Raw genomic sequence first — 26,616 nt, forward strand, 5'->3', positions numbered from 1 at the left:
ATCCCTCAGCAGGCCGAATCAACACCAGCAGCATCTGACAGTGCGCAGACGCATCCGGTCAAACGCCAATGGCAGATCTTTCTGGTCGCACTGGCGTTTTTCACCCGGATTCCGATCCCGGCGGAAACGCCCTACTCGCCAGAGCGGCTCAATCAGGCCAATCGCTATTTCGGCGCGGTCGGCATTGTGGTCGGCGGGATCGCGGCGGTTGTCTATCTGGTTGCTCAATTGGCCTTTCCGCCACCAATCGCGGTGGGGCTGGCAATGGTCACAACCTTGCTGCTGACCGGCGCCTTTCATGAAGACGGCCTCGCCGATGTGTTTGATGGGTTTGGCGGTGGCTGGACCCCGGCGCAGAAGCTGGACATCATGAAAGACTCCCGGCTTGGGACCTATGGCGCGGCAGCGCTTTTCATGATGCTGGGCCTCAAATGGGCCACCCTGAGTGCCCTGGCCCAAAGCCAGCCACTCCTTCCGGCACTGGCATTGCTGATATTGCATCCCCTCAGCCGGATTTGTGCCGCCAGCCTGATCTTCTCTTACCCGTATGTCCGGGCGGATGCACTCAGTAAGGTCAAACCCCTGGCCAATCAGCAAAGCCAACAGGATTTGTGGGTTTTAATCGTCACCGGATTGATTATATTACTCCTTTTGCCCCTGTCGTCCGCGCTGGCACTCGTTGCCGTCATCGCGCTGGTACGCTGGGGATGCGGTTTATGGTTTCAACGCCAACTCGGCGGTTATACCGGGGACTGCCTCGGTGCGGCCCAGCAAATCTCTGAGCTGGCCGGTTATCTGGTGCTTCTGGCACTGATGTAACCCGAGCGCAACATCATCCGTCACCCCGGTGACGAATCACATTCAACAGACATAGGATCTCCCATGGTTGATCAATCCCAGAAAGACGAACGCTATAAAGCACGTCAGCAAAAAATTAAAGCGGAAGTCGATGCCCGCGTCGATGCCGCCCAGGAAGAAAAAGGCCTGTTTCTGATCATCACAGGCAATGGTAAAGGGAAATCAACCTCAGGCTTCGGCACCATTGCCCGGGCGGTCGGACACGGCCAGAAATGTGGCGTCGGCCAGTTCATCAAAGGGACCTGGGACTGTGGCGAACGCAGCTTGCTGGAGAAGAACGGCGTTGATTTTGCCGTGATGGCGACCGGGTTTACCTGGGAAACCCAGAACAAAGAAGCGGACACCGCCGCAGCGCAGCAAACCTGGGCAGCCTGCAAACAAATGCTGGCCGATCCGCAATACGACGTGGTGTTGCTCGATGAACTGACCTACATGGTCACCTACGGCTATGTCGAGCTGGACGAAGTGGTCGAAGCAATCGCCAATCGCCCACCGATGCAATCCGTGGTGGTCACCGGTCGCGGTGCGCACCGCACGCTGATCGACATGGCAGATACAGTGTCTGAAGTACGAAACGTCAAGCACGCCTTCGAAAGCGGGATCAAGGCCCGTCGAGGTGTCGACTGGTAATCCCGCCTGTGCCCGACCCGCTCGGGCACAACGCTACCCCCGATTCATAAGCGCTGTGCAACCCGGAGAACCCGACCTATAATGTCGGCAAAAAGTCTTCTGAATAGGACCCTTTATGCCTTCACATTTGCCCAAAACCTTCACGCGCCCGTTTCTCAAGCTCTTTCATGCTCTGGAAGCTGTTTTGCTGGTTGCCATCACGCTAGCGACCCTGGCCGCTATCATCAACGAATTCATCCACGTGTATACCAACAAGCAGATTTTGCTGACCGATATCCTGTTGATGTTCATCTATCTGGAAGTGCTGGCCATGGTGCAGCAGTTTGTCGCCAACGGCAAAATTCCGGTGCGCTACCCAATCTATATCGCCATTATGGCCATTGCCCGCTATATCACCCTGGGAATGAAAGATCTCGATGGGATCTACGTCGTGTGGCTGGCGCTGGCCGCCTTTATCCTTGCTGCTGCTACCCTGATCATCCGTGTCGGCCACCATTACTGGCCTTATGAAGCGGTCACTGAACCAAACAAACGCCAGCCGGAAGACTGAGCCGTTCACTCGCGTAGCCAAGTCTGGCCAGAAAGCGAGTACAAACTTTCCCCGGAACGACCTGCATAACAAACATACATAAAAAACATGCATAAAAAATGCCGGCATGCATTGCATGCCGGCATTGATTGCGCACCAACTCAATGATCAGGTCAGCGGGCTCTCTGTTATTTCATGGACACAGCCATCACACAATCACCTGTGCAATGGTGTAGCCAATCGTACAAGCTGAGACCACCCCGATCAGACCCGGCATCATAAAGCTGTGGTTAAAGTACCACTTGCCGATCTTGGTTGTTCCGGTCACGTCAAAGTTACAGGTCGCGATATCAGACGGATAGTTCGGGATAAAGAAATAACCGTAGGTTGCCGGCATCAGACCAATCAACAGCGCCGGGTTCAGCCCCATCGCCAGACCAACCGGCAGCATCATTCGCGCCGTCGCTGCCTGGCTGTTCACCACTACAGATACGATAAACAGTGCCAGCGCGAAGGTCCACGGATAGTTCTGCACCATTTCCGTGATCCCGGACTTGAACGACGGCATCGCGTATTGGAAGTACGTATCACTCATCCAGGCGATCCCGAAAATCGCAATCGCTGCCACCATCCCGGATTTAAACACCACCCCTTCCGGTACTTTCTGCACGTTGGTGCGTGTGACCAGCAGGATCAGGCCACCGAACGCCAGCATCATCATCTGAATGATCACCGACATCTTAATCGGCTTGTCATCACCAATAGTGCGGATTTCCGGCACCATGGCCACCAGCACAATCGAAGCCAGCGCCAGGATAAACAGCAGCACGGCATGCTTGGCCGAAGCCGGCAGCTTCTCATCCAGAGACGTTGCGGTGGTATGTTTGATTTTATCTTTCCACAGCGGATCTCTCAGTCGGCGCTGGTATTCCAGATCTTCGTTCAGATCAGCGCCTCGACGCACACTGTACAGCGACAACAGCAGAGTACCAATCAGAGTTGATGGCACCGTCACCATCAGGATGGTCAGCAGGTGGATATCATCCTGTATCCCGGTCAGCTGGGCCAGGTAGTAAACCACGGCGGCAGAAATCGGGCTGGCCGTGATGGCCAATTGAGAGGCAACAGATGAAGCAGCCATCGGGCGCTCCGGACGAATGCCGTTTTTCAGCGCAACATCACCGATGATCGGCATGATGGAGTACACCGCATGGCCGGTACCCAGCATAAACGTCATGGTATAGGTCACCAGCGGCCCCAGGAACGTGACTCGCTTCGGATTACTACGCAGAATTCGCTCAGCGACCTGCAACATGTATTTCAGACCACCGGCGGCCTCCAGGATTGACGCACAAGTTACCACCGCCAGAATAATCAACATCACCGTGATGGGCGGTGACGTCGGCGGCATCCGAAACACAAACACTTCAATTAACAAACCCAGGCCGGATACGACCCCCAAACCAATGCCGCCAAATCGGCTACCGGCGTACAACACGAGAAGCAGGAATAAAAATTCCAGGTACAACATGCTCGCTATCTCCCTATCACAGCGTCAATCCCAGCATGGGATCTTTAAAACTTTGGAGGTAGACTGCCAGTAAATCGGTGGGCTAGCTATTGATGAATGTCAACGAATCGCAGCAAAATACGACTCGATCGGGGAAATGTGAACAAGTGCTGACAAATGACGAGACGCGTAAATATATGTGCTACAAGTTTTACTGCAGCAGTTTACGTTTTGTTTAATAATATGTAACACAGTTAATAGTGTGACAAGGCCCACGATCGTGGGCCTGCGGAGAGAAACGGCTAAACGCCACTTTCTTTGGGCGGCATCGGACATTCTTTGACGTGGCACAAATCAGCATTAATATCCTGATTTCCCAGCAAGCGCAGCCACAATGCCGGTAAATGTTTCGGCCGCACATTGGGACTTTCCAACTGCACTGGCTGCTCAGCCTGCCAGCCGCCATCAGCGGTTTGGTGGGCCAGCACGAACCGGAACGGCAGGTAATCGACAATCCCCAGACGCAGATCGGTCGCCAGCAGTGCATCGCCCTCCTGTTCGTATTTCACAAACTGGTGAGTAAACTGCTCCAGCATCTGCAAATGTTTCGGTTTTTCATCCCACGGCCATTGACCGCGCTCTTTGGCAATAAAATCTATCGTCGGATCACTGTCCAGCAACGACGTCAGCCCTTCCCAGTAAGTCTCGCCATCAAGCACAACCACCCGCCACAGCACGGTGTTGACCGGGGTCGGCGTAATGAACACCGGCCGCTCTGCCAGCGGCGTATTGGCCAACTGGTGCTCGACCCGGTTTTCAACCATATTCAGGGCAATGACGGACCAGAGCAGGTAACAGCCCGAGATCGTCAGGCCGATGCCGCACAACTTCGCCATGTTTCGCCGCCACAACAGGCTGGCGAGCACCATCAGCACCAAAGGCATGGTGTAGAGCGGATCGATAATAAAAATACTGGAGACGGCAACGCTGACCGGCAACGGCCAAAGCAGTTGGGTGCCGTAAGCGGTAAACGCATCCAGCAACGGATGGGTGAGCAAACACCCGGCAATCAGCAGCCAAAGGCGACTAAACTGCCACCCGGTGCGGTCTGCCCGGAGCTTGTGCCACAACCCGGCCAGCAACAGTGAAAACGGCAATAAGACCAGCAGGGAGTGGCTCAACCCGCGGTGTTTGACCATATCCGACACCGGGTCTCCGTAGCGGATCAATACATCCAAATCCGGGAGCGTTCCTAATGCTGCCCCGGCCAGCAGGACTTTCGGCGAACATTGCCTGCCTGCGACCAATCCTGCTACCGCAGCGCCTAACGCGGCCTGAGTCACTGAATCCAACGTTTTCTCCTTATTCTGTACAATGTCACCGGTCTGTCCGTGCAGTACCGACTCACTGGGGCACACCTTACCAAAAATACGACGTCAGCGGGATAAAAGCGTGCAGCTCGGGTCGGCACGAAACCCAAAAGTATGGAACCGGTCGCAGTACACCGGGACTGAATTGGTTACCTTCAATCAGGCAACATCCATTCACGCTGACCAAGGGAAGATGTCCATGCCAAAAAAAGTTTCTGAGTACATGACCCGGAAAGTCATCACGATTGAACCACAAGCCGGTTTACGTGAAGCCTTCTTTCTGATGCGCGATGAAGCCATTCGCCATTTACCCGTCACTTCAGCCGATGGCGCGCTGATTGGGATTATCAGTGACCGCGAGCTGCGGCGGCCGGGCTGGGTCGATGAGTCCCCGGAAATCGGCCATGAATACCAGCTCACCGACGACCTACACGTGAGCGATGTGATGATCACCGATGTCATCTCGGTCCATACTTACGAAAGCCTAACCAAGGCGGTAGGTATCCTGCTTGAGCACAATGTAGGCGCCCTGCCGGTGCTGGACAAAAACGACGATTTGGTCGGCATGCTGTCAGCCGTGGATCTGCTGCGGGCATTCAAGCACAGCCTCGATGCCCAGAAATACGATAAAAAGAAAAAAGCGGTGGCGTCTTAGTCCAAACCACACGTAATTCAGAACCAATCAGAACACGCATTAAGGCTTGCCACCGGGCAAGCCTTGATTTTGTCGCCCATCGCTAAGGTTGATGATGCCGGAGTTTGTGGTGCTCAGTTGTTTTGGTGGAGCCATAGTCGTTTATGTCCTCGCTTACTACCATCAATTTCTTCAGTTCAAGGCATTGGTACAGTTTAAGCTACTCATTTCCGTAAAGGCTACGATACCACCACCTGATTTCCCAGGATGCTCCTATTGGTATCCCATTTTCCTTATATCTTTTCTCCCTTTCCCTAATTTCATTAAATTGTCCAGGAAAGAACTCGTTTCGAACTTCACTACTTGTCACAAACATCTCCATATTAACACGGAGGCTCTGAACGTTGGTGTTCATGGTCGCCTCTTTTAGCAAATTGTAATAAGAAACTGTATTTTTGTAGTCTATTGGATAGATTACTCTCGAAGGTGCCTCACACTGGAAAACACCTTGACAACTAGCTAGAGAAGCTTGACCAATAAAATCCTGAAAATGAAGCCAAGTGATCTTGTCAGCTTTAGAAAAAAAATCAGACAAATGCATTTTAAGCATATCTTTCTCTTCACAACTCAGTTCATCAAATGAGTTCCAGAATGTGGGCGACCATAAAATTGCTCGTTCAGTTTTTTTATTTAGATCTTCTGACAATTGTTTAATGTAAGCAAGGTAAGCTTCTTTTACTTCATATCCACTAATGTTGCTATAGCCTGTACGCCCGGAAATGAAATGGTTCAAGTTAGCCTCATGGGAAATGTACCAGTTGAACCAAAGGCCTGGATATTTAGCCAAAATCTTATCCGCTATAGTGTTCGACAATTTTATATGATTCCAACGATATTTCTCACTTGTAATCCCTTTTACATAATCATCTGCACCACTCTCCGTAGTTGTTCCCATAAAAATATTATCGAAACAATAAAAATAATCATCTATAATATCAAGCTGTGCATTGTAGAGATTGCCCTCATGATCACCTGTTTGCTGTAGGACTAGATTATAAATATAATCGTTTGAACCAATATTTTTATGTTCACTACATACTTTTTCAAACCAGGCTTTGGTTTTCCAAGATTCTGTCCCCACATAAACACTTGACACTTGAACAAACAAACTTTTTGGTTCGGACATTGCTTTGAAGGATAACAAGCAAAGTAAAATTAAAATATAGTTTCCTTTATATTTCACGTTCTCTTTTGTTGACATAAAATTAGCATAACCTTTCTATTTATAAACGCAATAGGCTCATACACCGAAACTGAGCCCGCATAGACATAACGAATGACATGGACTCCCCTAATCAGACTTTGCCACACTTGGTTTGTCTGATTACAAAATCGCTGGAGGTTACCATGTCACCATCTGTCTATGGCATTGATTTAGCCAAACATAGTTTCAGTATCCACGGTAAAGATCACCAAGGCAAGGTATTGAACCACAAAACAATACCGCGTTCGCAAATTCTCTCGACTTTTGTCAATATCCCGCCGGCGATCATCGGGATAGAAACCTGCGGGCCATCCATAAACCGGGAAATTGGTCACTATGAAAGTCACAGAAAAATACAAAGCGGCTGAGATCAGGCCAGGACCGTTTTGTATATGGTGATGATGTCGGCCATGCAATGTAATCCGGTATTCAAGAGCACCTATCAGCGACATCTGGCTGAAGAAAAACCGAAAAAAGTAGCCATCATTGCCTGTGTCAGGAAAATGGTTGTTATCCTCAATGCGATGCCTCATGATGGCGTCAGGTGGGAAGAAAAAGTAGCATGAAATTAATTATTGACGCCATAGTCGTTTATTATGGCCACCTTCTGTAAATAAAGTCAATTTTCAAACGCGCTACCGCAACAGAAACGCCTGCTGAATATGAGCTTAGTGTCTTAACTAACATGACTGATAACTGAAGCTTTTGACCGATAACTTTATGACTTATTTAACAAAATCAAAAACCATTGGACAAAGAACAAGCTTTTACTGACCAGTTGAAATCAGAACTTACAGGATATAGGTTTGTTGTTCGCTTAACTTTCGGACAAGAAGACAACAGGCGCCAAACTAATATCAAGCGTGCTGCGTTCTGGAACAAACAAACCTTACTTTCACGACACTCTGACAATGCGAATAAAATGGAAATAAATTAACGACCTGGCAGCCGCGAAGCGCAAGACCAGCCCAAAGGGGCGTTGTAATGGCGCTTGTTATACGAGCTCACCAAGGTTAATTTCATCGATTAATTTACGCAGCCGCCCAATTTTTAACTCTGTCAATGTAACCGTCAACAACATTAGCGCAGAAGAGGAAACTAATAGCGAACTCAACAAGCCATTGCCAACTTTATAGTCAAATATCCCGAAAAATAGCATTATAACTCCAATTATTCCTATCAATTCATCCTTGGTGTTGATTTTATAACGATCAAGGGCAATATCCTTGCTAATAGATACTGAGTTAGACAAACCATCAATCTTAACAATTACATTGTTGTTTTTAAGCTTTGCATCAAACCCTTTTCTGTTTAACTTCTCAGTAAGTTGTTCCATAAGTTCACTCCATAATTGAATGACGCATAACGAATGACATGGACTCTCCCTCATCAGACTTTGCCACACTTGGTAAGTCTGATTACAAAATCGCCGGAGGCCACCATGTCACAATCTGTCTATGGTATTGATTTAGCCAAACATAGCTTCAGTATTCACGGTGAGGTTCACCAAGGCAAGATCCTGATCCACAAAACAATATCACGCTCGAAAGTTCTCTCGACGTTTGCCAATATCCCGCCAGCAATTAGCGGGATGGAAGCCTGCGGGGCCTCTCATTATTGGGCCCGAGAGCTGACTAAACTCGGTCATACGCCAAAGATCATGGCATCAAAATATGTGGCGCCTTTCAGAACGGGTGCCAAAAACGATCTCAATGATGCCGTCGCGATTTGTGTGGCTGTCACCCGTCCTTCAACGCGCTTCGTTCGGGTCAAATCGGCAGAGCAGCAAGCCATTTTGCTCCTGCACCGAGCGCGTGATCATTGGGTACATGAAAGAACAGCGTTCGAATGAGGAACCGCAACCACGTAGTGTCATCAGGGTCATGGCATCAATGCCAATAAACAGACCGAATGTAGAGCGGCAGTCCCAAATCTTGCATTACCTGACGCTGTTGTTGATAACCGGGGGAGTCCATGTAGCCCTGTTAAGTGGCTGCCAACATACCACAAAACTCAAATAAGCCACCGCAAACACGGAGCGAACTTTGAAGTAAAGCCGCCAAACGTTGGCAGTCCATCCTAAGCAGTTAGTTAGTTGCCAAACGATTAAGCCTAATTTAGTAATGATAGCGACACGAAATTATCGTAATTGCTTGATCATCGACTGCGTAAACCAAGCGGTTTGTATCATCAACACGACGAGACCAAAAACCTGATAGATTTTCTTTTAAAGGTTCGGGCTTACCAATACCCTCAAACGGGGAGCGCTTTACATCATTAATTAACTTATTAATGCGCTTCAATGTTTTCTTGTCTTGAGTTTGCCAGTAGAGATAGTCATCCCAAGCCTCGTCAGTCCACGACAATAAACGTTGACTACTACTCATCCATTAGCTCTCGTGCTGTTGTCTTACCTGCACGATACTGCGCAATTGACCGGTTTAAGTGCTCCGCGTTTTTAGGTGAACGAAGCAGATGAACGGTTTCCATTAAGCTGTTGTAGTAATCTAGAGACATGACGACAGCATCTTCGGAATCACGACGAGTGATAACAGTAGTGTCAGCATCATTCACTACACCGTCTAAAACTGCTTTAAGGCTATTTCTTGCTTCTGTAAAAGATACGATTCTCATAGAACCTCCACATGTACATTTAATGGAACAAGTATAACCTTGCGATATCGACTTGTACAGTTAATGGAACATGCGAAATTGATAAAGCAACTAACAACATATTAGGCTGCATGCTCGATAACACGCGCACCATCCTGATGACATTTTAACCACCTTCGTAAAAGTATCATGCAATATCAGACACTTAAGCTATCATGGTATCCAATAGCAACTGTACGCTTGGTAAAAGCGAGCATGCTTGTATAACGAGACCTCATATGTACTCACCAATCAAAAACAATACTAATATTTTCAATAGGATAATCCATTAGACCACCAGCAAAGAGCACTGTTAATGTGTCTTTAATACGCTTGCATAGGGAGAGTTCAAGAGCCTTAAAGACCAGCTTAGTTGACCCAAATAAGAAAAAAGTGAGGTTAAATCAGGGAGAACAGACCTTGAATCAGGAAGGGGCGAAACCAATAAGCACAACCTGCCAGCTCAAATCATGGATAAGAAACTGACAGATTGCATCCAAAGTGGTTCAGTAGAGCATTTAGTTAAACAAACCCAAGCCTTTCAGAAGCTTATCCGCGGCTTCTTTCACCTTGTCATCCTTGGCTTTCTCGCCAAGGAGCTTCTCCAGCCCACGGTCGAGCTCTTTCTTGGCTTTCTGCTCCAGCTCGTTGTTGCGCGCGAGCAGGCGCTTCATATCCAGCGACACTTTCGGCTCGGTCCAGTTGCCTTTAATCTCGATCGGCACCGTGATATCGGCCACTTCATCGACTTGTTTACCGCCCTGGCCTTTGCTGGTCGCCACCAGCGAAGTATCCAGTCCGAAATCAATGGTTTCTTTCACCAGGCTGGTTTCACCTGCGCCGTCGACTCGCAGCAACGGCGAGTCAATATCCAGGTTGTTGGTTGACGCAATGCCTTTGCCCAGCTGAATGGTTGCCGTCATTGCCGAGAAGTCGGTTTTCTTGGCTTCATCCTCAAGCTCATCCCGCTTGCCTTTGAGGGTCGCTTTGGCTTTGCGGATCATCGCCGGAATGTTGATGCCATTGATGGCCCCGTCAGCAAAGCTGATATCGACGGTCCCGGCCACGTTTTGACGAACGCGGTTTTCGGCCAGCCCGGTTCCCCCCAGCTTGATCAGAATATCGCCTTTGCCCGCCAGCACATCATTGTCGACCAAATCCACCAGCAACGGCTGAATCTGAACGCCGGTGATCGTCTTGGTGACGAAGTAACGCGGCAGCTTGCCATTGGCATCGATGGTCGCTTCAGCACGGATATGACCGTCATACAGATCGGCATCGAGCTGCTTTAACGTCAGTACGCCTTTGTCGATTTTTACATCCATCAACACGTTGGCCAGCTTGGCATTGGCGGCTTTAAACTTACCCAGGCTCACGGTGCCAGCGACATCCAGAGTTTTCAGCGCGGACAAGTCAGGTTCCTGGTTTTTTGCGGCCTCAGCTTTCGCCGTGTCGCCTGCTGGTGTGTCAGATGGCGTTTCTGATGACGCTCCGTTCGTTGCCGCCGTTTGCGCTTCGGCTTTGGCCTGGTCCAGGCCGAGGAATGCATCCAGGTCAATGTTGTCGCTGCTCAGTGCAAACCGAATCTGCGGAATCGTTGCATTCTTGAATGAACCATTACCGGTCAGAGCCAACTCATCAACTGAGGTTTCGAAGCGGCTCAGCGTCGCCAAGCCCTGCTGCACATCATATTGCAGATCGGCATTGAGCTTCACAGCCATTTCCGGACGCGGCAACGTCGCGCCTTGCAGCTTAGACGATAACGCCAGCCCTTCCAGCATGACATCATTCATCGCCCGGTTGAGCTTGAGTCGGGTCTGGCCTTCGGCATCAAATGCCAGATCCGGCACCGCGCCTTTGGCTGCAAAGGTCAGGGTTGACCAATCACCCGCCTTGAACTGATCCATGGTCAGCGACGCCGATTCAATGTTCATCGCGGCATCTTTCGCTGTTGCCGCGAACTGAACATTTTTCAGCTCGGCATTATCCAGCGTCGGCACGATAAAGAGTTCGGTTTCGCCCTGAGCAGTGAACGCCAGCTCCCCGTTCTTGCCGGCCACATCAAAGTTCGCCTTTGCCCATTCGCCCGGGGCGAAACGGCTAAGGGCAAAGTTCAGCGCGCTGACTGAGGTTTCGGTTCCGGCCTGATCATCGCGGATCACGGCGCTGGCATTGACCAACTCCACCCCTTCCAGGCTGATGCTCCATGGCTCGGCGGCTTCTTCCGAGGCAACCGGCGCTTCCGTGACCTGCGGCTCTGCTGCCGGGGCCTCGGCCGCTTCCTGCGCAGCCTGACCCAAGCCATCTAGGTTACTGATACCGTCCAGACGCGTCTGGATGAAGACCCGGCTGTCTTCCAGCCGAACATTGCCGATTTCCAGATGACGAGAAAGCAGTGGTAGCACCGAGACCGACAGTTCCGCACTGCTGATCTGAACTAAATTCGGCTCCGCGAAACCGTCCGGGTTGCGAAATTCGGTTTTGCCCAGAGCCAGGCCGATACTCGGGAAGATACGCCAGCTGAGATCGCCGCTAATCACCAGATCCCGCCCGGTGGCTTTCTTCACCTGCTCGGTAATTAAAGGTTTAAACTGATTCGGGTCGACCAGCGCCAGCAAAGCACCGATCCCCACCACAACCACGATTATGATCGCGAAAACGACATACAAAAGTTTTTTCATTCTGTCCTCGTGTTATCCCCACTGACGCGCAATTCGCTCAAAGCTATGTTCTATGCATCTTGAACCATAAGCCATAAGCCAGCCCGATATGAGCTATCTCTCTATGGTAGCGAATATTTTTTAAAATCATAACAGGGCGTGTGAATGCCCTAAATAAAACGGGCAGCCATTTGGGCTGCCCGTTCAATCTTTTCAGCGAATGCTAAGTCGTTTGCCTGAATGGCAGCTTACGCACGAAGCAACTTCGCAATGTGTGCCTTCAGAACATCGATCGCGATACGGTTTTTACCCCCGCGCGGAACAATGATGTCGGCATATTGCTTGGACGGCTCAATAAACTGCATGAACATTGGACGAACCGTCTTCTGATATTGTGCCAGAACCGACTCCATGGTGCGGTCACGCTCCGCAACATCGCGTTGCAGACGGCGCAGCAGACAGATATCCAGCGGCGTATCCATGAACACACTCGCATGCATGATGTTACGCAGACGCGGATCCGTCAGCAGCAGGATCCCTTCCAGAATGATCACCTTTTTCGGTGTCATGGTGGTGGTCTCCGCCATGCGCGTATGCTCGCTGTAGCTGTAACGTGGCACTTCGACCGCATTGCCCGCAATCAGCTGCTCAAGGTGATCACACAGTAAATCGTGATCCAGCGCATTCGGGTGGTCGTAATTTGTTTTGACCCGCTCTTCCATGCTCAGGTGGCTTTGATCGTTATAGTAACAATCTTCCGTGATTACACCGATCTGATGATCGCCGACTTTTTCTTTTAGCTCTTTATAAACTGTGCTGGCGATCAGACTTTTACCGGACGCAGACGCGCCTGCGATACCGATAATGACGCATTGGTGTGAGTGTTCAGACATATCAGAATGCACCTGTAATACAACGTAGCGAGGTGGAAATACTTTTAAAACAACCTGCTGCGCTATCTACGAAGGTAGAAAACAGCGCAAACAGGTCTAAATAAACCGCCTGATTATAGGGGCTCGGCCCGTCAGATGCCAGTCAAAATGAGACATCCGGCTCATTTTGAGACAAAGCCGTTACATCGTTCACATGCAAAGGTTTACATCGTACGAATTGTGATCTGTTCGGCGACGGGCTCTCCCTGCCAGTACATCCGGCTGGCCACTTGCCCGGCCAATTCGATGTATGCCGCAGCATGTTCCGACTCCGGCGATGCCGCCACGGTCGGTTTTCCGCGATCGATATCTTCACGGATCTGAATATGCAACGGTAACTGGGCCAGCAACGGCACGGCGTATTCCTGCGCCATCCGCTCTGCACCACCAGTGCCGAAAATGGCTTCGTGATGACCACAATGGCTACAGATATGATAGCTCATGTTCTCAACCACCCCGATCACCGGCACATGCACTTTATTAAACATGCTGACGCCTTTAATGGCATCGGCCAGGGCCAAATCCTGCGGCGTGGTGATCACCACCGCTCCCGTGACCGGAATTTGCTGGGCCAGGGTCAGCTGAATATCCCCGGTGCCCGGCGGCATATCCACCACCAGATAATCCAGATCCGGCCACCAGGTTTCATTGATAATTTGCGACAGCGCTTTCGATGCCATCGGTCCACGCCAGATCATCGCATTCTCTGCCGGCACCAGGTAGCCCACGGAGTTGGTATACAAACCGCACGATTCAATCGGCAGCATCATCTTGCCGTCCGGTGACTGAGGTTTCTCATCCACGGTTCCCAGCATCATCGGGACAGACGGGCCATAGATATCCGCATCCAGCAAGCCGACCTTGGCCCCTTGCGCCCGCAGGCCAAGCGCCAGATTGACCGCGGTGGTAGATTTCCCGACCCCCCCCTTGGCTGAGCTGACGACAATGATATTCTTCACGCCTTTCAGCGGTGCTTTCTCCCCGCTCGCCAACGGCGCAACCCGGATGTTCACCGTGAAGGTCTGCTGCTGAGCGACATGATTCATCTCCTGCTGGGACACAATCCACTGCTCGAGTAATTCCGCCACCGAGGCGGCCGCGAACGGCAAGGTGATCACCACCTCTCCGGCCGGGGTCACCGAGACCACATTCGTCGCCTCAGCCCACTCGTGATGCAGCCATGGATGTTCAAACTGATTCAGCCAGCGGCAGATGTCCGCCACACTTTCAAACCGGGTTTTCGGTTCATTTACCATACTTCACAGCGCTCCATTGATAGACTCCCTTTTGATCCTATCATTTATCTGTAGGCCACGCTGCTAATTGGGTTGATATTCTCCTTGCGGCGCTAGGCATTAGATGAACCATCAGGTACTATTTGGGGCTTGATATCTTTTTACCCATCATGAGCGAAATAAGAAACTATGGCTGCAAATCCAAGAAAAATTCTGGTGACCTGCGCCCTGCCGTATGCAAACGGTTCTATTCACCTGGGCCACATGCTTGAGCATATCCAGGCGGATATCTGGGTACGCTACCAGCGCCTTCGCGGCAACGAAGTCCATTTCATCTGTGCGGACGATGCCCACGGAACTCCGATTATGCTTAAGGCCCAGCAGATGGGTATGGAGCCTGAGCAAATGATTGCGGAAGTCAGCAAAGAGCACCAAACCGATTTTGCCGGTTTTGATATCAGCTTCGACAACTACCACAGCACGCACTCCGAAGAGAATCGCGAGCTGGCTTCTTTTGTTTACACCCAGCTGAAAGAGAAAGGCTACATCACCAGCCGCACCATCTCTCAGCTATTCGATCCAGAAAAAGAAATGTTCCTGCCGGATCGTTTCGTCAAGGGCACCTGTCCGAAATGTAAAGCCGAAGATCAGTACGGCGACAACTGTGACAGCTGTGGTGAAACCTACAGCCCGACCGATCTGATTAATCCGAAATCTGCTGTTTCCGGTGCGACGCCGATCATGAAGGATTCTGAACACTTCTTCTTCGACCTGCCGCAGTTCGAAACCATGCTGCAAGCGTGGACCAAGTCCGGCGCCCTGCAGGATGAAACCGCGAACAAGATGCAGGAATGGTTTGATTCCGGCCTGCAACAATGGGACATTTCCCGCGATGCGCCTTACTTCGGGTTCGAAATCCCGGGCGAGACCGGCAAATACTTCTACGTCTGGCTGGACGCACCAATCGGCTACATGGGCTCGTTCAAGAACCTGTGTGACAAGCGCGATGACCTGAACTTCGACGAATTCTGGAACAAAGACAGCGCAACAGAGCTGTACCACTTTATCGGCAAAGACATTGTTTACTTCCACAGCCTGTTCTGGCCAGCGATGCTGGACGGTGCCGGTCTGCGTAAACCAAACAACGTCTTCGTCCACGGCTACGTGACGGTGAACGGCGCGAAAATGTCGAAGTCGAAAGGCACCTTCATCAAGGCTGCGACTTACCTCAAGCACCTGGATCCGGAATGCCTGCGCTACTACTACGCAGCCAAGCTGAACAACCGAATCGATGATCTGGACCTGAACCTGGAAGACTTCACCCAACGTGTGAACAGCGATGTGGTGAACAAAATCGTCAACCTGGCTTCCCGTAACGCCGGCTTCATCAGCAAGCGTTTTGACGGCAAGCTGGCTGACACCTTTGCCGAGCCAGCACTGTACGGTGAATTCGCTGCGGCGGCGGATCGCATTGCAGAACTCTACGAAGCCCGTGAGTTCGGCCGCGCCATCCGTGAAATTACTGCGCTGGCCGACAAAGCCAACCAGTATGTCGATGAGAAGGCCCCTTGGGTGCTTGCCAAGCAAGAAGGCAAAGATCAGGAGCTGCAGGAAGTCTGCTCAGTGGGGATCAACCTGTTCCGCGTGCTGATGACTTACCTCAAGCCGGTGATGCCACTGCTGGCTGAGCGAACAGAAGCGTTCCTGAACGAAACCCTGAGCTGGGAAGGCGTTGCCGAGCCGCTGACCGGCCACGAAATCACCAAGTTCAAGGCGCTGTTCAACCGTATCGATCCGAAGCATGTTGAAGCGATGATCGAAACCTCGAAAGAAGACGCTGCGGCGGAAAAAGCCGCTGCTGAGCAAGCGGCCAAACCGAGCGGCCCACTGGCAGAAGAGCCGATTGCCGATGAGATCGAGTTTGACGATTTTGCCAAAGTTGATCTGCGGATTGCCAAGATCGTGGCTTGTGAAGAAGTGCCGAAAGCGAACAAGCTGCTGAAGCTTCAGCTGGATCTGGGCGGTGAAATCCGTCAGGTCTTCGCCGGCATTAAGTCTGCTTACAGCCCGGAAGACCTGATTGGTAAGCACACCGTGATGGTGGCTAACCTGAAGCCTCGTAAGATGAAATTCGGCATGTCCGAAGGCATGGTGCTGGCTGCCGGCCCGGGTGGTCAAGACCTGTGGATTCTGGAGCCGCACGAAGGCGCCCAACCTGGCATGCGTGTGATGTAATCATCGCCAGATGATAAAAAAGGAGCTTCGGCTCCTTTTTTGTTTGCCCCGCCACCTCATGCCACTGCTCCACTTTACTTCCTCCCATTCCCTTCCATGTCTTCCCCGAAGATGTCTCACATCACTCAGATTAGTTTCACAATCGAAACAACAGCCATCGTTCCGGGCACTTGCTCAACAATTTCTCAACCGAAGAACTATTTTTATCTAAACAGAGTTTGATGCTGTTTTCGGGTAATCACGTTTTTCACTTCAGCTAGGTTCGGGAAATCAACAGGTTCGCCGAAGTACGGCATCGCGACTGATCATTTGCGCCTCGCACTGCTCCAAAGCGGACAGAGTGAAGTATGAGAAGGAGTATGTATTTCATGCTTACGCAAAATAAAAAACTGTCTCTGACCGGCCGGGTGATCCTCGGGATGGTGCTCGGGATCTTCACCGGATTCATCATTCGCTCCCTTTTTTCAGAAACCTCCTGGGTTCACGAATATCTGGTCAACGGCCTGTTTGACGTCGGTGGTGCCATCTTCATTGCCAGCCTGAAAATGCTGGTCGTGCCCCTGGTGTTCATCTCCCTGGTCTGCGGGACCAGCAGCCTGAGCGACATCAGCACCCTGGGCCGTCTGGGCGGTAAAACCATTTTGTTCTATCTCACCACCACCGCAGTGGCCATCACGCTGGCCCTGACCATGGGCAGCCTGTTCCAACCTGGTGCCGGGGCTGACCTGTCTGCCGCCACCAGTTTCAGCGCCAGTGAAGCCCCGTCGCTGGGAGAAGTCATTGTCGGGATGTTCCCAACCAATCCGATTAACTCAATGGCGCAAGGCAATACCCTGCAAATTATCGTATTTGCGATTCTGTTTGGGATCGCCATCAGTGCGGCAGGCTCGGCGGGCGAGCGCATTGCGGCCATTTTTACCGACCTCAACGAAGTGATCATGAAGCTGGTCGCTTTACTGATGCACATTGCGCCATTCGGGGTCTTTTTCCTCATGGCAAAGCTGTTTACCAACATCGGCCTGGATGCCATCTTCAACCTACTCGGGTATTTCCTGGTGCTGTCAGCAACCCTGCTGATCCACGGCTTGGTGGTGTATAGCCTGATGCTGAAAGTCTTCTCCGGATTGAGCCCGAAGATCTTCCTCAAGAAAATGGAAGATGCCATCATGTTCGCCTTCTCAACCGCTTCTTCAAACGCCACCATTCCGGTGACCATGGAAACCGCCACCAAGCGCCTGGGCGTCAGCAACCAGATTGCCTCCTTCACCATTCCGCTTGGTGCCACCATCAACATGGACGGGACCGCGATTATGCAGGGGGTCGCCACCGCCTTTATTGCCCAGGCATTTAATATCGACCTGACGATGAGCGATTACATGGCCGTAATTGTCACCGCTACCCTGGCTTCCATCGGCACGGCAGGGGTGCCGGGCGTAGGTTTGATCATGCTGGCAATGGTGTTGAATCAGGTGGGCCTGCCGGTAGAAGGGATTGCCATTATCATGGGGGTGGATCGCTTACTGGATATGATCCGCACGGCGGTCAATATCACCGGCGACAGCTGTGTCACCTGTATTGTCGCGAAATCAGAGAACGCCATGGATATTGCATGTTTCAATGATCCGCAGGCTGGCGCCAAAGTCGAAGAAGTCCACCTGAACCCGCACCCCAAGGCCAGTCATATCGATTAGCCGTAACGTGCCTGAACTCCAACCTAATCCCCGGCAAGCCCGGGGATGTTGACGGTTGCTTTGCCCTCAATTTATGCACTAACGCACCAATCGGGAGCGTCGTGAGTCAAATCTGTCGCTGATAACCCAATAACCAATTGATTTATAAAGGAACCGATACAATTGTCATTCAAGGTTTTCCGGGTCCAGTTCTTGCAGTTTTCCTCCCAGGAAGCCGCAAGACCTGCCGGAGGACATCATGCTCATCATTACGATTTTTATCACCCTGTTGCTCGGGCTGGGCTACTACAGCTACCGTTCACGGCAAACACAGGTATTGCTGGAAAGTCGGTTTAACCAGGTGATTGGTCTGCGCCAGCTGATCCACCTGCTGCGCTTTCATCGTCGCAAAACCCATCAGATGCTGAGTGACGGGGAGAGTCCCCAATCGGCATCGGCGCCTTTAAATGAGGCGCTGGCCATTCAAAGCCTGCTCAAGGCCCTTAACAATCAGGCTGAGCCGGCACAAAAGCCGATGTATCGTATTTTACGCAAGCGAACCGGTCAGCTGCTCGACAGCTGGCCGAATTATTCGCTCAAACGGAACCAGAGTACCCATGGCAAAACCATCCGCCACGTGCTTTACCTGATCGATGACACCATCACCCAAAGCCTGCTGGCGGCGGATGAAGAGAAGCTATTCCAGCAATACCAATCCGCCTGGCCGGTCACCCTCAATGCGATCGACAGCCTGAGCCGGTTTCGCCACGCCATCCATAGTTTTTCACCGGGCTCAACCAAGGTGCAGCGTGAAATGCGGCTTCATATTCAAATCCTGCACCGGCGTCTGGGGCAAATGGCATTGATGAGCAGCCAGCCGGTCCCGACTGTCGTGCTGGATACTTTATTTGAACAGTTTGAACAGATAAACATGCAGAGCCAGTCACCAGCGGTCGTGAAAGCCGAGCTGTATCAGCTGTCCCTCCAGCTCTCGGATACGCTGTTCAGCCTGTTCGATCTGGTATTAGCCGATATCGGCGATGCGCTGTCTATCCGGCTGCCGGAGCTGCCGGCCGAGATGCTCAATATTATCCAGCTGCCGCATACGGCGCTGACTGGGCAGCATTACCGGAACCGTAACTCTACCAGTTGACCCGTTTCATGATCAGCGTAATCACCCCACCAAAACGATAAAACCCGGCAAATGCCGGGTTTTATCGTCAGGAGCAACCAATCGGTGATTAACCGATGTGCGTGACACCATTCATGTACTTACGCAGCACGTGCGGGATCTCGATGCGACCATCGGCCTGCTGGTAGTTTTCCAGAATCGCGACCATGGTACGACCAACGGCCAGACCAGAACCGTTCAGGGTATGCACCAGCTCAGGCTTCTTCTCGCCTTTACGGCGGAAACGTGCCTGCATGCGGCGCGCCTGGAAGTCACCCACGTTCGAGCAAGAAGAGATCTCACGGTACGTCTCTTGCGCCGGAACCCAAACTTCCAGATCGTAAGTTTTCGCTGCGCCGAAGCCCATATCGCCCGTACACAGAATCACTTTACGGTAAGGCAGTTCCAGCAGTTGCAGAACTTTCTCCGCGTGACCGGTCAGCTCTTCCAGGGCCGCCATAGAGTCTTCCGGACGGGTGATCTGAACCAGTTCAACTTTATCGAACTGGTGCATGCGGATCAGGCCACGGGTATCACGACCGTAAGAACCGGCTTCAGAACGGAAACACGGCGTGTGGGCGGTCATCTTGATCGGCAGGTCTGCTTCTTCAACAATCTCGTCACGTACCATGTTGGTCAGCGGTACTTCCGCAGTCGGGATCAGCGACATGCCCACGCCTTCTTCCGTTGCCGGCTTGGTGTGGAACAGATCTTCACCGAATTTCGGCAGCTGACCCGTACCGTACAGGCTGTCCTGGTTGACCAGATACGGCACATACATTTCGGTGTAACCGTGCTCTTCAGTGTGCAGATCCAGCATAAACTGAGCAATTGCACGGTGCAGACGCGCAAACTGGCCTTTCATCACGATAAAACGTGAGCCGGACAGTTTCACTGCGCTGGCAAAGTCCAGACCGTCACCCATTTCACCCAGATCGACGTGATCTTTTACGTCAAAGTCGTAAGTTTTCGGCTCACCCCAGCGTGAAATTTCAACGTTTTCAGCTTCGTCTTTCCCGGTCGGTACCGACTCATCCGGTACGTTTGGTACAGACAGCGCAATGGCTTTGATTTCTTCCTGCAAGTCGGCCAGTGCTTTCTTGGCATCATCCAGGTCGTTACCCAGCGTAGCTACTTCAGCCAGGATTTTCTCAGCAGCTTCATGATCGCCTTTCGCTTTGGCCTGACCAATGGACTTCGATCGGGAGTTACGCTGTGCCTGAAGCTCTTCAGTTGTCACCTGAAGGGACTTACGTTGTTCTTCTAGGGAACGTAGTTTTTCAACATCGAGGGTAAAACCACGGCGCGCTAATTTTTCGGCTGTTGCGTCCAGCTCAGTTCGAAGTAATTTAGAATCTAGCATGCTAATCCTGTGCTCATAATGTTCTAAAGTGCACGTTATTCAGCCAACCTGGTGGCTAAATCATTTTAATTCAGAATGCGTTAAAGGAACTAACGCAGACCTTAAACAATACCCAAAAAGCCTTATTATTGATAGCGCTTTAAAGCGCTTTTTGCATCTAAAGAAGCAAGATACGCCAGCTTTTCAGCGATTTTAGTCTCCAGCCCCCGATTTGTCGGGTGATAATAGCGCGTTCCGGCCAGCTCAGGCGGTAAATAACACTCGCCGGCCGCATAGGCCCCCGGCTCATCATGGGCGTAACGGTATTCCTCGCCATAACCCATCTCTTTCATCAGCTTGGTTGGGGCATTGCGCAAATGCACCGGAACCTCATAGTCAGGATGGTTCATGGCATCCGCCTTGGCCTGCTTAAAGGCGGTATACACGGCGTTGCTTTTCGGCGCACTGGCCAGATACACAATCGCCTGGGCAATGGCCCGCTCCCCTTCATAGGCCCCGACCCGGGTAAAGCAATCCCAGGCCGAAATCGCCACCTGCATGGCCCGGGGATCGGCATTGCCGATATCTTCTGAAGCAATCGCCAGCAGACGCCGGGCCACATACAGCGGATCACACCCCGCCTGGAGCATGCGGGCGAACCAGTACAGTGCCCCGTCCGGGCTGGAGCCACGGATCGACTTATGAACCGCCGAAATCATGTCATACCAAAGGTCGCCCTTATTATCGAACCGGGCGATCTTTTCACCGGAGACTTCCGCCAACAACGCCAGGCTGATGTGCTTCATCCCGGCACTGTCTTCGTCCGCCATGTCGATCAGTTGCTCAAGATAGTTCAGGGACATCCGCGCATCCCCGTTGACCAGAGTCGCCAGCTGCGACTTCACATCATCCACAAACACCAGCTTCTCGGCATCACCGATACCACGCTCAGTATCCGCCAGCGCCTGCTCGATCACAGCCAGCACTTCGTCCTGCTCCAGGGATTTCAGCTTGTACACCCGGGCCCGGGATAACAACGCATTATTGAGCTCAAACGACGGGTTTTCCGTGGTTGCCCCGATAAAGGTCACCGTGCCGTCTTCGATATGCGGCAGGAAAGCATCCTGCTGGCTCTTATTGAAGCGATGGACCTCATCCACGAACAGGATGGTCCGCCGCCCGGCCATTTTGTTTTCACGGGCTTTCTCAATCGCCGCCCGGATCTCTTTCACCCCGGAGGTAACGGCAGAAACCCGCTCCACTTCGGCATTGGCATAATGTGCCGCCACTTCCGCCAGCGTCGTTTTTCCGGTTCCCGGTGGGCCCCAGAGGATCATCGAATGCAAATGACCGGCTTCCAGCGCGCGTCTGAGCGGCTTTCCTTCCCCCAGGATGTGGCGCTGGCCGATGTACTCTTCGACCGTTCTGGGCCGCATCCGGGCCGCCAACGGGCGAAAATCTGAGGAAAAATCCAGGCTGAAATTATTCAAAATCGCCACTCCTTAAACGAAATTAGGCGGCATCGAAATGCCACCTAAATAGTCAAACAATGTCTGTCTCTTGGTTGAGCTTAGTTTCGCTGGTCATCCAGCTCCACCCCTGTCGGTGGGGTAAAGGTGAACAGATCCCGCGACGGCTGACGGGTACTGAAGCGGCTGAACGTGAAATTACTGCGTTGACCGTCCTGCTCCACCACAGAGAAACTGCGGACCTGGCCATTTTTCGCCACGGTGACAATAAATTTCCCCATCGACGACGTCGGATCTTTCGGCGTCAGGGTAAACGTATCCGCAGTCTGAACCACATGATATTTGGCCCAGTCCGCAGCACTGTTACGGGTTAGCAGCACGAACGGCGTTTGCTCGGTGGCATCGTTCAGCCACATGGCCGTCACCTGCTCGATAAACGGGCTGTAGTACCACAGCGTTTTGCCGTCGGAAATCAGAATATTCTCATCCGGCAGCTCGGTATTCCAGCGAAACAAGTTCGGACGGGTGATCGCTACGTCCCCTTCCCCTTCCACCAGCAAATCGCCTTCCGGGCTTACCACTTTCTGCTGAAAGTCCGCACTGAATGCGTTGACCTTGCCCAAGCGGGTACTTAATTCCTGCTGCGGGTTCGCCCAGGCCGTTGTCACAAGTAAAAATGGCGCTGCAACCAGCAAACGCATCACAAATTTTTTAATCATTCTTATTCACCTAAGTGTTTTCGGGAGCGTTACGCTTCCCCAATCATATCCGTCGGCTGCGGTGTTGCAACTCACAACAGTTGCAATCGACAACAAGTTCAACCGACAAACAATTCAGCCCCAACCACCTGACCGTTAGTCGCGTGGTGGCGGCGGTGCCAGCACCTCCCGGTTACCGTTATGGCCCGGCGGGCTGACAATGCCATGCGCTTCCAGCTGCTCAACAATACGGGCCGCACGGTTATAACCAATTTTAAACCGGCGTTGGACCCCGGAAACCGAGCCGCGGCGCGATTCTGCAACAAAGGCTGCGACCTGATCGAACAACTGATCCAGTTCATCATCCCCGGCAACCGGCGCTTCACCCGGCAGCAGTCCTTCCGCACCCTGATCCTCTTCGAGAATACCCTCAATATATTGCGGCTTACCGCGGGCTTTCCAGTCATTCACCACATTGTGAACGTCGTCATCAGATGCAAACGCTCCGTGAACCCGGATCGGATGGTTCTGACCCGCCGGCAAATACAGCATGTCGCCCATCCCCAGCAGGGATTCTGCCCCGCCCTGATCCAGAATGGTTCGCGAGTCGGTTTTGGTCGATACCGTGAAGGCCATCCGGCTCGGAATATTCGCCTTGATCAGGCCAGTGATCACATCCACGGACGGACGCTGCGTGGCCAGCACCAGGTGGATCCCGGCTGCCCGCGCTTTTTGCGCCAGACGGGCAATCAGCTCCTCAACTTTCTTACCCACCACCATCATCAGGTCGGCAAATTCATCCACCACCACCACGATGCTCGGCATCTTCTCCAGCAGCGGCGGAAACTCATCCATGCTGTCGCCCGGCTTCCACAACGGATCGTGGATCGGGTGACCGGCCTCAGCCGCTTCTTTCAGCTTGGCGTTAAAGCCCGCCAGGTTACGCACGCCGCAAGCCGCCATCAGTTTATAGCGGCGCTCCATCTCACCCACACACCAGCGCAGGGCGTTGCCTGCATCTTTCATATCGGTGACCACTTCTGTCAACAGGTGCGGGATCCCTTCATAAATCGACAGCTCAAGCATTTTCGGGTCGATCATGATGAAACGACAATCTTCCGGCTTACACTTGTACAGCAGACTCACAATCATGACGTTGACCCCGACTGACTTACCCGAACCGGTGGTACCGGCCACCAGCAAGTGCGGCGTTTTGCTCAGATCGGCGACGATCGCCTCCCCGGCAATGTCGTAGCCCAGCACGATCGGCAGCGCCCCTTTCATTTTCTGGAACCGCTCGCTGCCGACCACTTCAGACATGTAAACGGTCTCGCGGCTTACATTCGGCAGTTCCAGACCGATATACGGTTTGCCCGGGATCACTTCTACCACCCGTACCGCTGAGGCCGACAGTGCACGGGCCAGGTCTTTGGCCAGACCGGAAATCCGGCTGACTTTCACCCCGGGAGCCAAATCCAACTCAAACCGGGTGATCACCGGCCCCGGGTACACGCCAACGACCTTGGCTTTAATCTTATAATCCGCCAGTTTGGCTTCCACCAGCATGGCGGTTTGCTTGAGCTCCTCCTCGCTGGCCGGCTCCACGGTTTGCCGGGCCGGTGCCAGCAGATCCAACGTTGGCATCGGGGAAGTCGGCACCGGTAAATCTGCTCCCTTTTTCATCAGGAACGGGTTGTCCAGACCGGCAGCGTGCGCCTGTGCTTTCTGCGCCTCGCGGATTTTCTGCAAAAACGCCTCTTCGTCACTCAATTCGCTGTCATCTGCGTCCGCCAGGCCCTGCTCGGCCCGCTCCAGCTCGGACATACCGTCATGAACCCCGATTTCAATCGCGCCGCCGTCAAATACGGTTTCGGGAGCTGCTGACTCTGAGCTTACGGATGCCATCTGAACAGCGGATGAATAGTCCGGTCGGGCCGGGTTCAGATCCATATCTGATGTAGAAGCTGGCTCGAACACAGGGTCAACTACGATTTCAACATCCATTGCCGTATGTTGCGGGCGGACCGGCGTTAACGCCTCCTCGGCCCAGGGCACGTCTTCGACGTACCCCGATTCTGCGCCCGGGGTTCGCTCGGTTTCAGCGTCCTGATCTGCGGCCTGCCACTGGGACAGATCCCCGATAGACGGCTCAATATACACTGTTCTGACCGGTGAGATGTCTTCCTGCACGGCTGTCTCCGGAGCTACTGCTTCTGAAACGACAGTTCCTTGAACAACAGCGCCTTGAACAACAGCTTCTTGGGTGACAGCATCTGGAGCGACAACCTCTGAAACCATCACATCCGAGGCAGTTGCATTCATCCCGGCATGATTTTCTGAGGCCGAGCCCGAGGCAACCTCCAGCTCCGGAGCCGCTGAAAACGCCATCTCGTCGCCTTGATGAACCGAGAAATTCTCATCCCGATCCAACTCGCGCTCAAGCTCGGCAATCGTCATGCCGCGAACCGGACGCGTCGCGGTCATCTCCGCATGATGGGTTGACGCCGCGTGGTGGGTTGTCGGCGAAGGTGCCGCTGCCGTCGTTGCAGCCGGAGGGACTGAGACAGCAGGGGCAACCGGCGCGGCTTTTACCCGCTCCGGCATCACGATCTTCAGTTCAGTCTCTTCTGGTTGCCAGTCCGTTTCTGTCTGCAACGGCTCCGATTGTGCCAAAGAACGCGGCACCGTGGTCGTCATGACTTTCGGAGTACTGCTGGAAGCCAGCAACACATCATCTGCATCCGGCGTCTCTGCTGCCGCGGATGGATTTAATTGCTGCGCATAGGCGGTTTGTTGCTCCTCAGGAATGTCAGCAGCAAACGGGGTCAGATTTTCCGACTTGTCCGAACGGACTTTGTTTAGCAGCCAAGCCAGAGAACCAAGCGTCGTCTCCCCCAATGTATCCACAATCGTCAGCCAGGAAATGCCGGAGAACAGCGTAAAACCCACCGCCCAGAAGAACATCAGTACCAGCGTTGCACCCAGCAGATTGAACAGCGGCAACGCCATGTTGGCGACGACATCCCCGACCACACCGCCGGAAGAGAAATACCAGATATCATCAAAGTTCAGGTCGGCAAGGCCGCAACTGGTCAGGAACAGCAGCAACAGGCCCAACAACCGGGTCCCGTAGATCATAAAATCAATGCCATCTCGCTCACCACGGCGGCGAAACAGCACCCAGGCACCGAGGATAATGGCCAGGGGCAGCGGATAGGCCAGCGATCCCAGGGTAAACAGAAAGGTATCGGCGACCAGGGCCCCAAGGGCACCGGCCTTATTCTGCACCGGCCCTTCCCAGGCCGTTTGGGACCAGGATGGGTCGGCAGGGTCGAAACTGACCAGGGCAACCATGATAAATATCGCGGCGAGAATGCCGATAATCAGGAAGCTTTCCAACAGACGCTGGCCGCCCGAAAGACGGACTCTAGGCTGTTTGCCTTTTACTTTCCTCAAAAAACACTCCGGAGTAACGCTTAGTTTCTTTGCAATCACAGCAGCCGTTGTCATCCATCGGGTTATGCTCCTCATCAGGATTGCCCCGTAGAAACCGCTGCTGTTTGGGATAGGTTGAAATTCTTGCCTTATCTTATACTACTTGCCGCACTTTTTTGACACATCAGGCAAAACTGGGAGCAAAGCACTATCTGGCGAATCTCTCGCCATGGGCGTGGGACTATTGTAACGGTGTTGGTTCGAGAAATATTCATCGCAGTGTTAATTTGACATGATAAGCGAATGAATTTTGAGCGGACGG

General features: G+C 52.5%; 20 protein-coding genes and 2 pseudogenes. 9 read left to right on the top strand and 13 right to left on the bottom strand.

Going from position 1 to position 26,616, the window contains the following annotated elements; translation table 11 throughout:
• The 3 genes from VV869_RS04195 to VV869_RS04205 all read left to right on the top strand — a co-directional run bounded on the left by VV869_RS04195 (position 1) and on the right by VV869_RS04205 (position 2,038).
• Positions 1 to 819: an adenosylcobinamide-GDP ribazoletransferase gene (locus tag VV869_RS04195; RefSeq protein WP_337733888.1), complete on the top strand. Its 819-nt coding sequence runs from the start codon at positions 1 to 3 to the stop codon at positions 817 to 819.
• Positions 820 to 882: 63 nt separating this feature from the next.
• Positions 883 to 1,488, top strand: coding sequence for a cob(I)yrinic acid a,c-diamide adenosyltransferase (gene cobO, locus VV869_RS04200; protein WP_337733727.1), 606 nt, complete (start codon positions 883 to 885; stop codon positions 1,486 to 1,488).
• Positions 1,489 to 1,603: 115 nt separating this feature from the next.
• Positions 1,604 to 2,038, top strand: a complete 435-nt coding sequence (locus tag VV869_RS04205) for a phosphate-starvation-inducible protein PsiE (protein WP_337733728.1) — start codon at positions 1,604 to 1,606, stop codon at positions 2,036 to 2,038.
• A 187-nt stretch (positions 2,039 to 2,225) separates the two neighbouring features.
• Here the strand turns inward: VV869_RS04205 and VV869_RS04210 are convergent, their stop codons facing one another.
• Positions 2,226 to 3,548, bottom strand: coding sequence for an anaerobic C4-dicarboxylate transporter (locus tag VV869_RS04210; protein ID WP_337733729.1), 1,323 nt, complete (start codon positions 3,546 to 3,548; stop codon positions 2,226 to 2,228).
• A 281-nt stretch (positions 3,549 to 3,829) separates the two neighbouring features.
• Positions 3,830 to 4,879 (bottom strand): metal-dependent hydrolase, encoded by a 1,050-nt coding sequence (locus tag VV869_RS04215; RefSeq protein ID WP_337733730.1) that lies wholly within the window; start codon positions 4,877 to 4,879, stop codon positions 3,830 to 3,832.
• A 217-nt stretch (positions 4,880 to 5,096) separates the two neighbouring features.
• On the opposite strand from VV869_RS04215, the gene VV869_RS04220 reads away from it, so the two are divergent.
• Positions 5,097 to 5,552 (top strand): CBS domain-containing protein, encoded by a 456-nt coding sequence (locus VV869_RS04220; RefSeq protein ID WP_337733731.1) that lies wholly within the window; start codon positions 5,097 to 5,099, stop codon positions 5,550 to 5,552.
• A gap of 199 nt (positions 5,553 to 5,751) precedes the next feature.
• Here the strand turns inward: VV869_RS04220 and VV869_RS04225 are convergent, their stop codons facing one another.
• Positions 5,752 to 6,792, bottom strand: coding sequence for a hypothetical protein (locus tag VV869_RS04225; protein ID WP_337733732.1), 1,041 nt, complete (start codon positions 6,790 to 6,792; stop codon positions 5,752 to 5,754).
• 317 nt (positions 6,793 to 7,109) lie between these two features.
• Here VV869_RS04225 and VV869_RS04230 point away from each other — a divergent pair.
• Positions 7,110 to 7,361, top strand: a pseudogene (locus VV869_RS04230) (IS110 family transposase); the annotation flags it as partial.
• Positions 7,362 to 7,789: 428 nt separating this feature from the next.
• On the opposite strand, the gene VV869_RS04235 reads toward VV869_RS04230, so the two are convergent.
• Positions 7,790 to 8,131 (bottom strand): hypothetical protein, encoded by a 342-nt coding sequence (locus VV869_RS04235; RefSeq protein WP_337733733.1) that lies wholly within the window; start codon positions 8,129 to 8,131, stop codon positions 7,790 to 7,792.
• Positions 8,132 to 8,236: 105 nt separating this feature from the next.
• Between VV869_RS04235 and VV869_RS04240 the strand changes: the two are divergent.
• A pseudogene (locus VV869_RS04240) lies at positions 8,237 to 8,638 on the top strand (IS110 family transposase); the annotation flags it as partial.
• 274 nt (positions 8,639 to 8,912) lie between these two features.
• On the opposite strand, the gene VV869_RS04245 reads toward VV869_RS04240, so the two are convergent.
• From VV869_RS04245 to apbC, 5 genes are all read right to left on the bottom strand, one after another.
• The gene (locus VV869_RS04245) at positions 8,913 to 9,182 is read right to left on the bottom strand and encodes a Txe/YoeB family addiction module toxin (RefSeq protein ID WP_337733734.1); all 270 of its coding nucleotides are present in this window, start codon (positions 9,180 to 9,182) and stop codon (positions 8,913 to 8,915) included.
• Positions 9,175 to 9,429 (bottom strand): type II toxin-antitoxin system Phd/YefM family antitoxin, encoded by a 255-nt coding sequence (locus VV869_RS04250; RefSeq protein WP_337733735.1) that lies wholly within the window; start codon positions 9,427 to 9,429, stop codon positions 9,175 to 9,177. The genes VV869_RS04245 and VV869_RS04250 overlap by 8 nt, the downstream gene beginning before the upstream one ends.
• Positions 9,430 to 9,965: 536 nt before the next feature.
• Positions 9,966 to 12,128, bottom strand: a complete 2,163-nt coding sequence (locus tag VV869_RS04255; RefSeq protein ID WP_337733736.1) for an AsmA family protein — start codon at positions 12,126 to 12,128, stop codon at positions 9,966 to 9,968.
• A 227-nt stretch (positions 12,129 to 12,355) separates the two neighbouring features.
• The gene (udk, locus tag VV869_RS04260; protein WP_337733737.1) at positions 12,356 to 13,000 is read right to left on the bottom strand and encodes a uridine kinase; all 645 of its coding nucleotides are present in this window, start codon (positions 12,998 to 13,000) and stop codon (positions 12,356 to 12,358) included.
• Positions 13,001 to 13,203: 203 nt separating this feature from the next.
• Positions 13,204 to 14,295, bottom strand: coding sequence for an iron-sulfur cluster carrier protein ApbC (gene apbC / locus VV869_RS04265; protein ID WP_337733738.1), 1,092 nt, complete (start codon positions 14,293 to 14,295; stop codon positions 13,204 to 13,206).
• Positions 14,296 to 14,463: 168 nt separating this feature from the next.
• On the opposite strand from apbC, the gene metG reads away from it, so the two are divergent.
• From metG to VV869_RS04280, 3 genes are all read left to right on the top strand, one after another.
• Positions 14,464 to 16,509, top strand: coding sequence for a methionine--tRNA ligase (gene metG / locus VV869_RS04270; RefSeq protein ID WP_337733739.1), 2,046 nt, complete (start codon positions 14,464 to 14,466; stop codon positions 16,507 to 16,509).
• 368 nt (positions 16,510 to 16,877) lie between these two features.
• Positions 16,878 to 18,200 carry a dicarboxylate/amino acid:cation symporter gene (locus tag VV869_RS04275; RefSeq protein ID WP_337733740.1) on the top strand — a complete coding sequence of 441 codons (1,323 nt, stop codon included), beginning with the start codon at positions 16,878 to 16,880 and terminating at the stop codon, positions 18,198 to 18,200.
• 238 nt (positions 18,201 to 18,438) lie between these two features.
• Complete coding sequence (locus VV869_RS04280; RefSeq protein ID WP_337733741.1) at positions 18,439 to 19,332, top strand: hypothetical protein; 894 nt, start codon at positions 18,439 to 18,441, stop codon at positions 19,330 to 19,332.
• Positions 19,333 to 19,420: 88 nt separating this feature from the next.
• Here VV869_RS04280 and serS read toward each other — a convergent pair whose 3' ends face one another.
• The 4 genes from serS to VV869_RS04300 all read right to left on the bottom strand — a co-directional run bounded on the left by serS (position 19,421) and on the right by VV869_RS04300 (position 26,315).
• Entirely contained in the window at positions 19,421 to 20,713 is a 1,293-nt protein-coding gene (serS, locus tag VV869_RS04285; protein ID WP_337733742.1) for a serine--tRNA ligase, read from the bottom strand.
• 125 nt (positions 20,714 to 20,838) lie between these two features.
• Positions 20,839 to 22,182, bottom strand: coding sequence for a replication-associated recombination protein A (locus VV869_RS04290; RefSeq protein WP_337733743.1), 1,344 nt, complete (start codon positions 22,180 to 22,182; stop codon positions 20,839 to 20,841).
• A gap of 80 nt (positions 22,183 to 22,262) precedes the next feature.
• Positions 22,263 to 22,880, bottom strand: a complete 618-nt coding sequence (gene lolA / locus VV869_RS04295) for an outer membrane lipoprotein chaperone LolA (protein ID WP_337733744.1) — start codon at positions 22,878 to 22,880, stop codon at positions 22,263 to 22,265.
• A gap of 135 nt (positions 22,881 to 23,015) precedes the next feature.
• Entirely contained in the window at positions 23,016 to 26,315 is a 3,300-nt protein-coding gene (locus VV869_RS04300) for a DNA translocase FtsK 4TM domain-containing protein (protein WP_337733745.1), read from the bottom strand.
• Positions 26,316 to 26,616 lie beyond the last annotated feature (301 nt).

This window comes from Photobacterium sp. MCCC 1A19761 (assembly GCF_037389125.1).
Taxonomy (GTDB): domain Bacteria; phylum Pseudomonadota; class Gammaproteobacteria; order Enterobacterales; family Vibrionaceae; genus Photobacterium.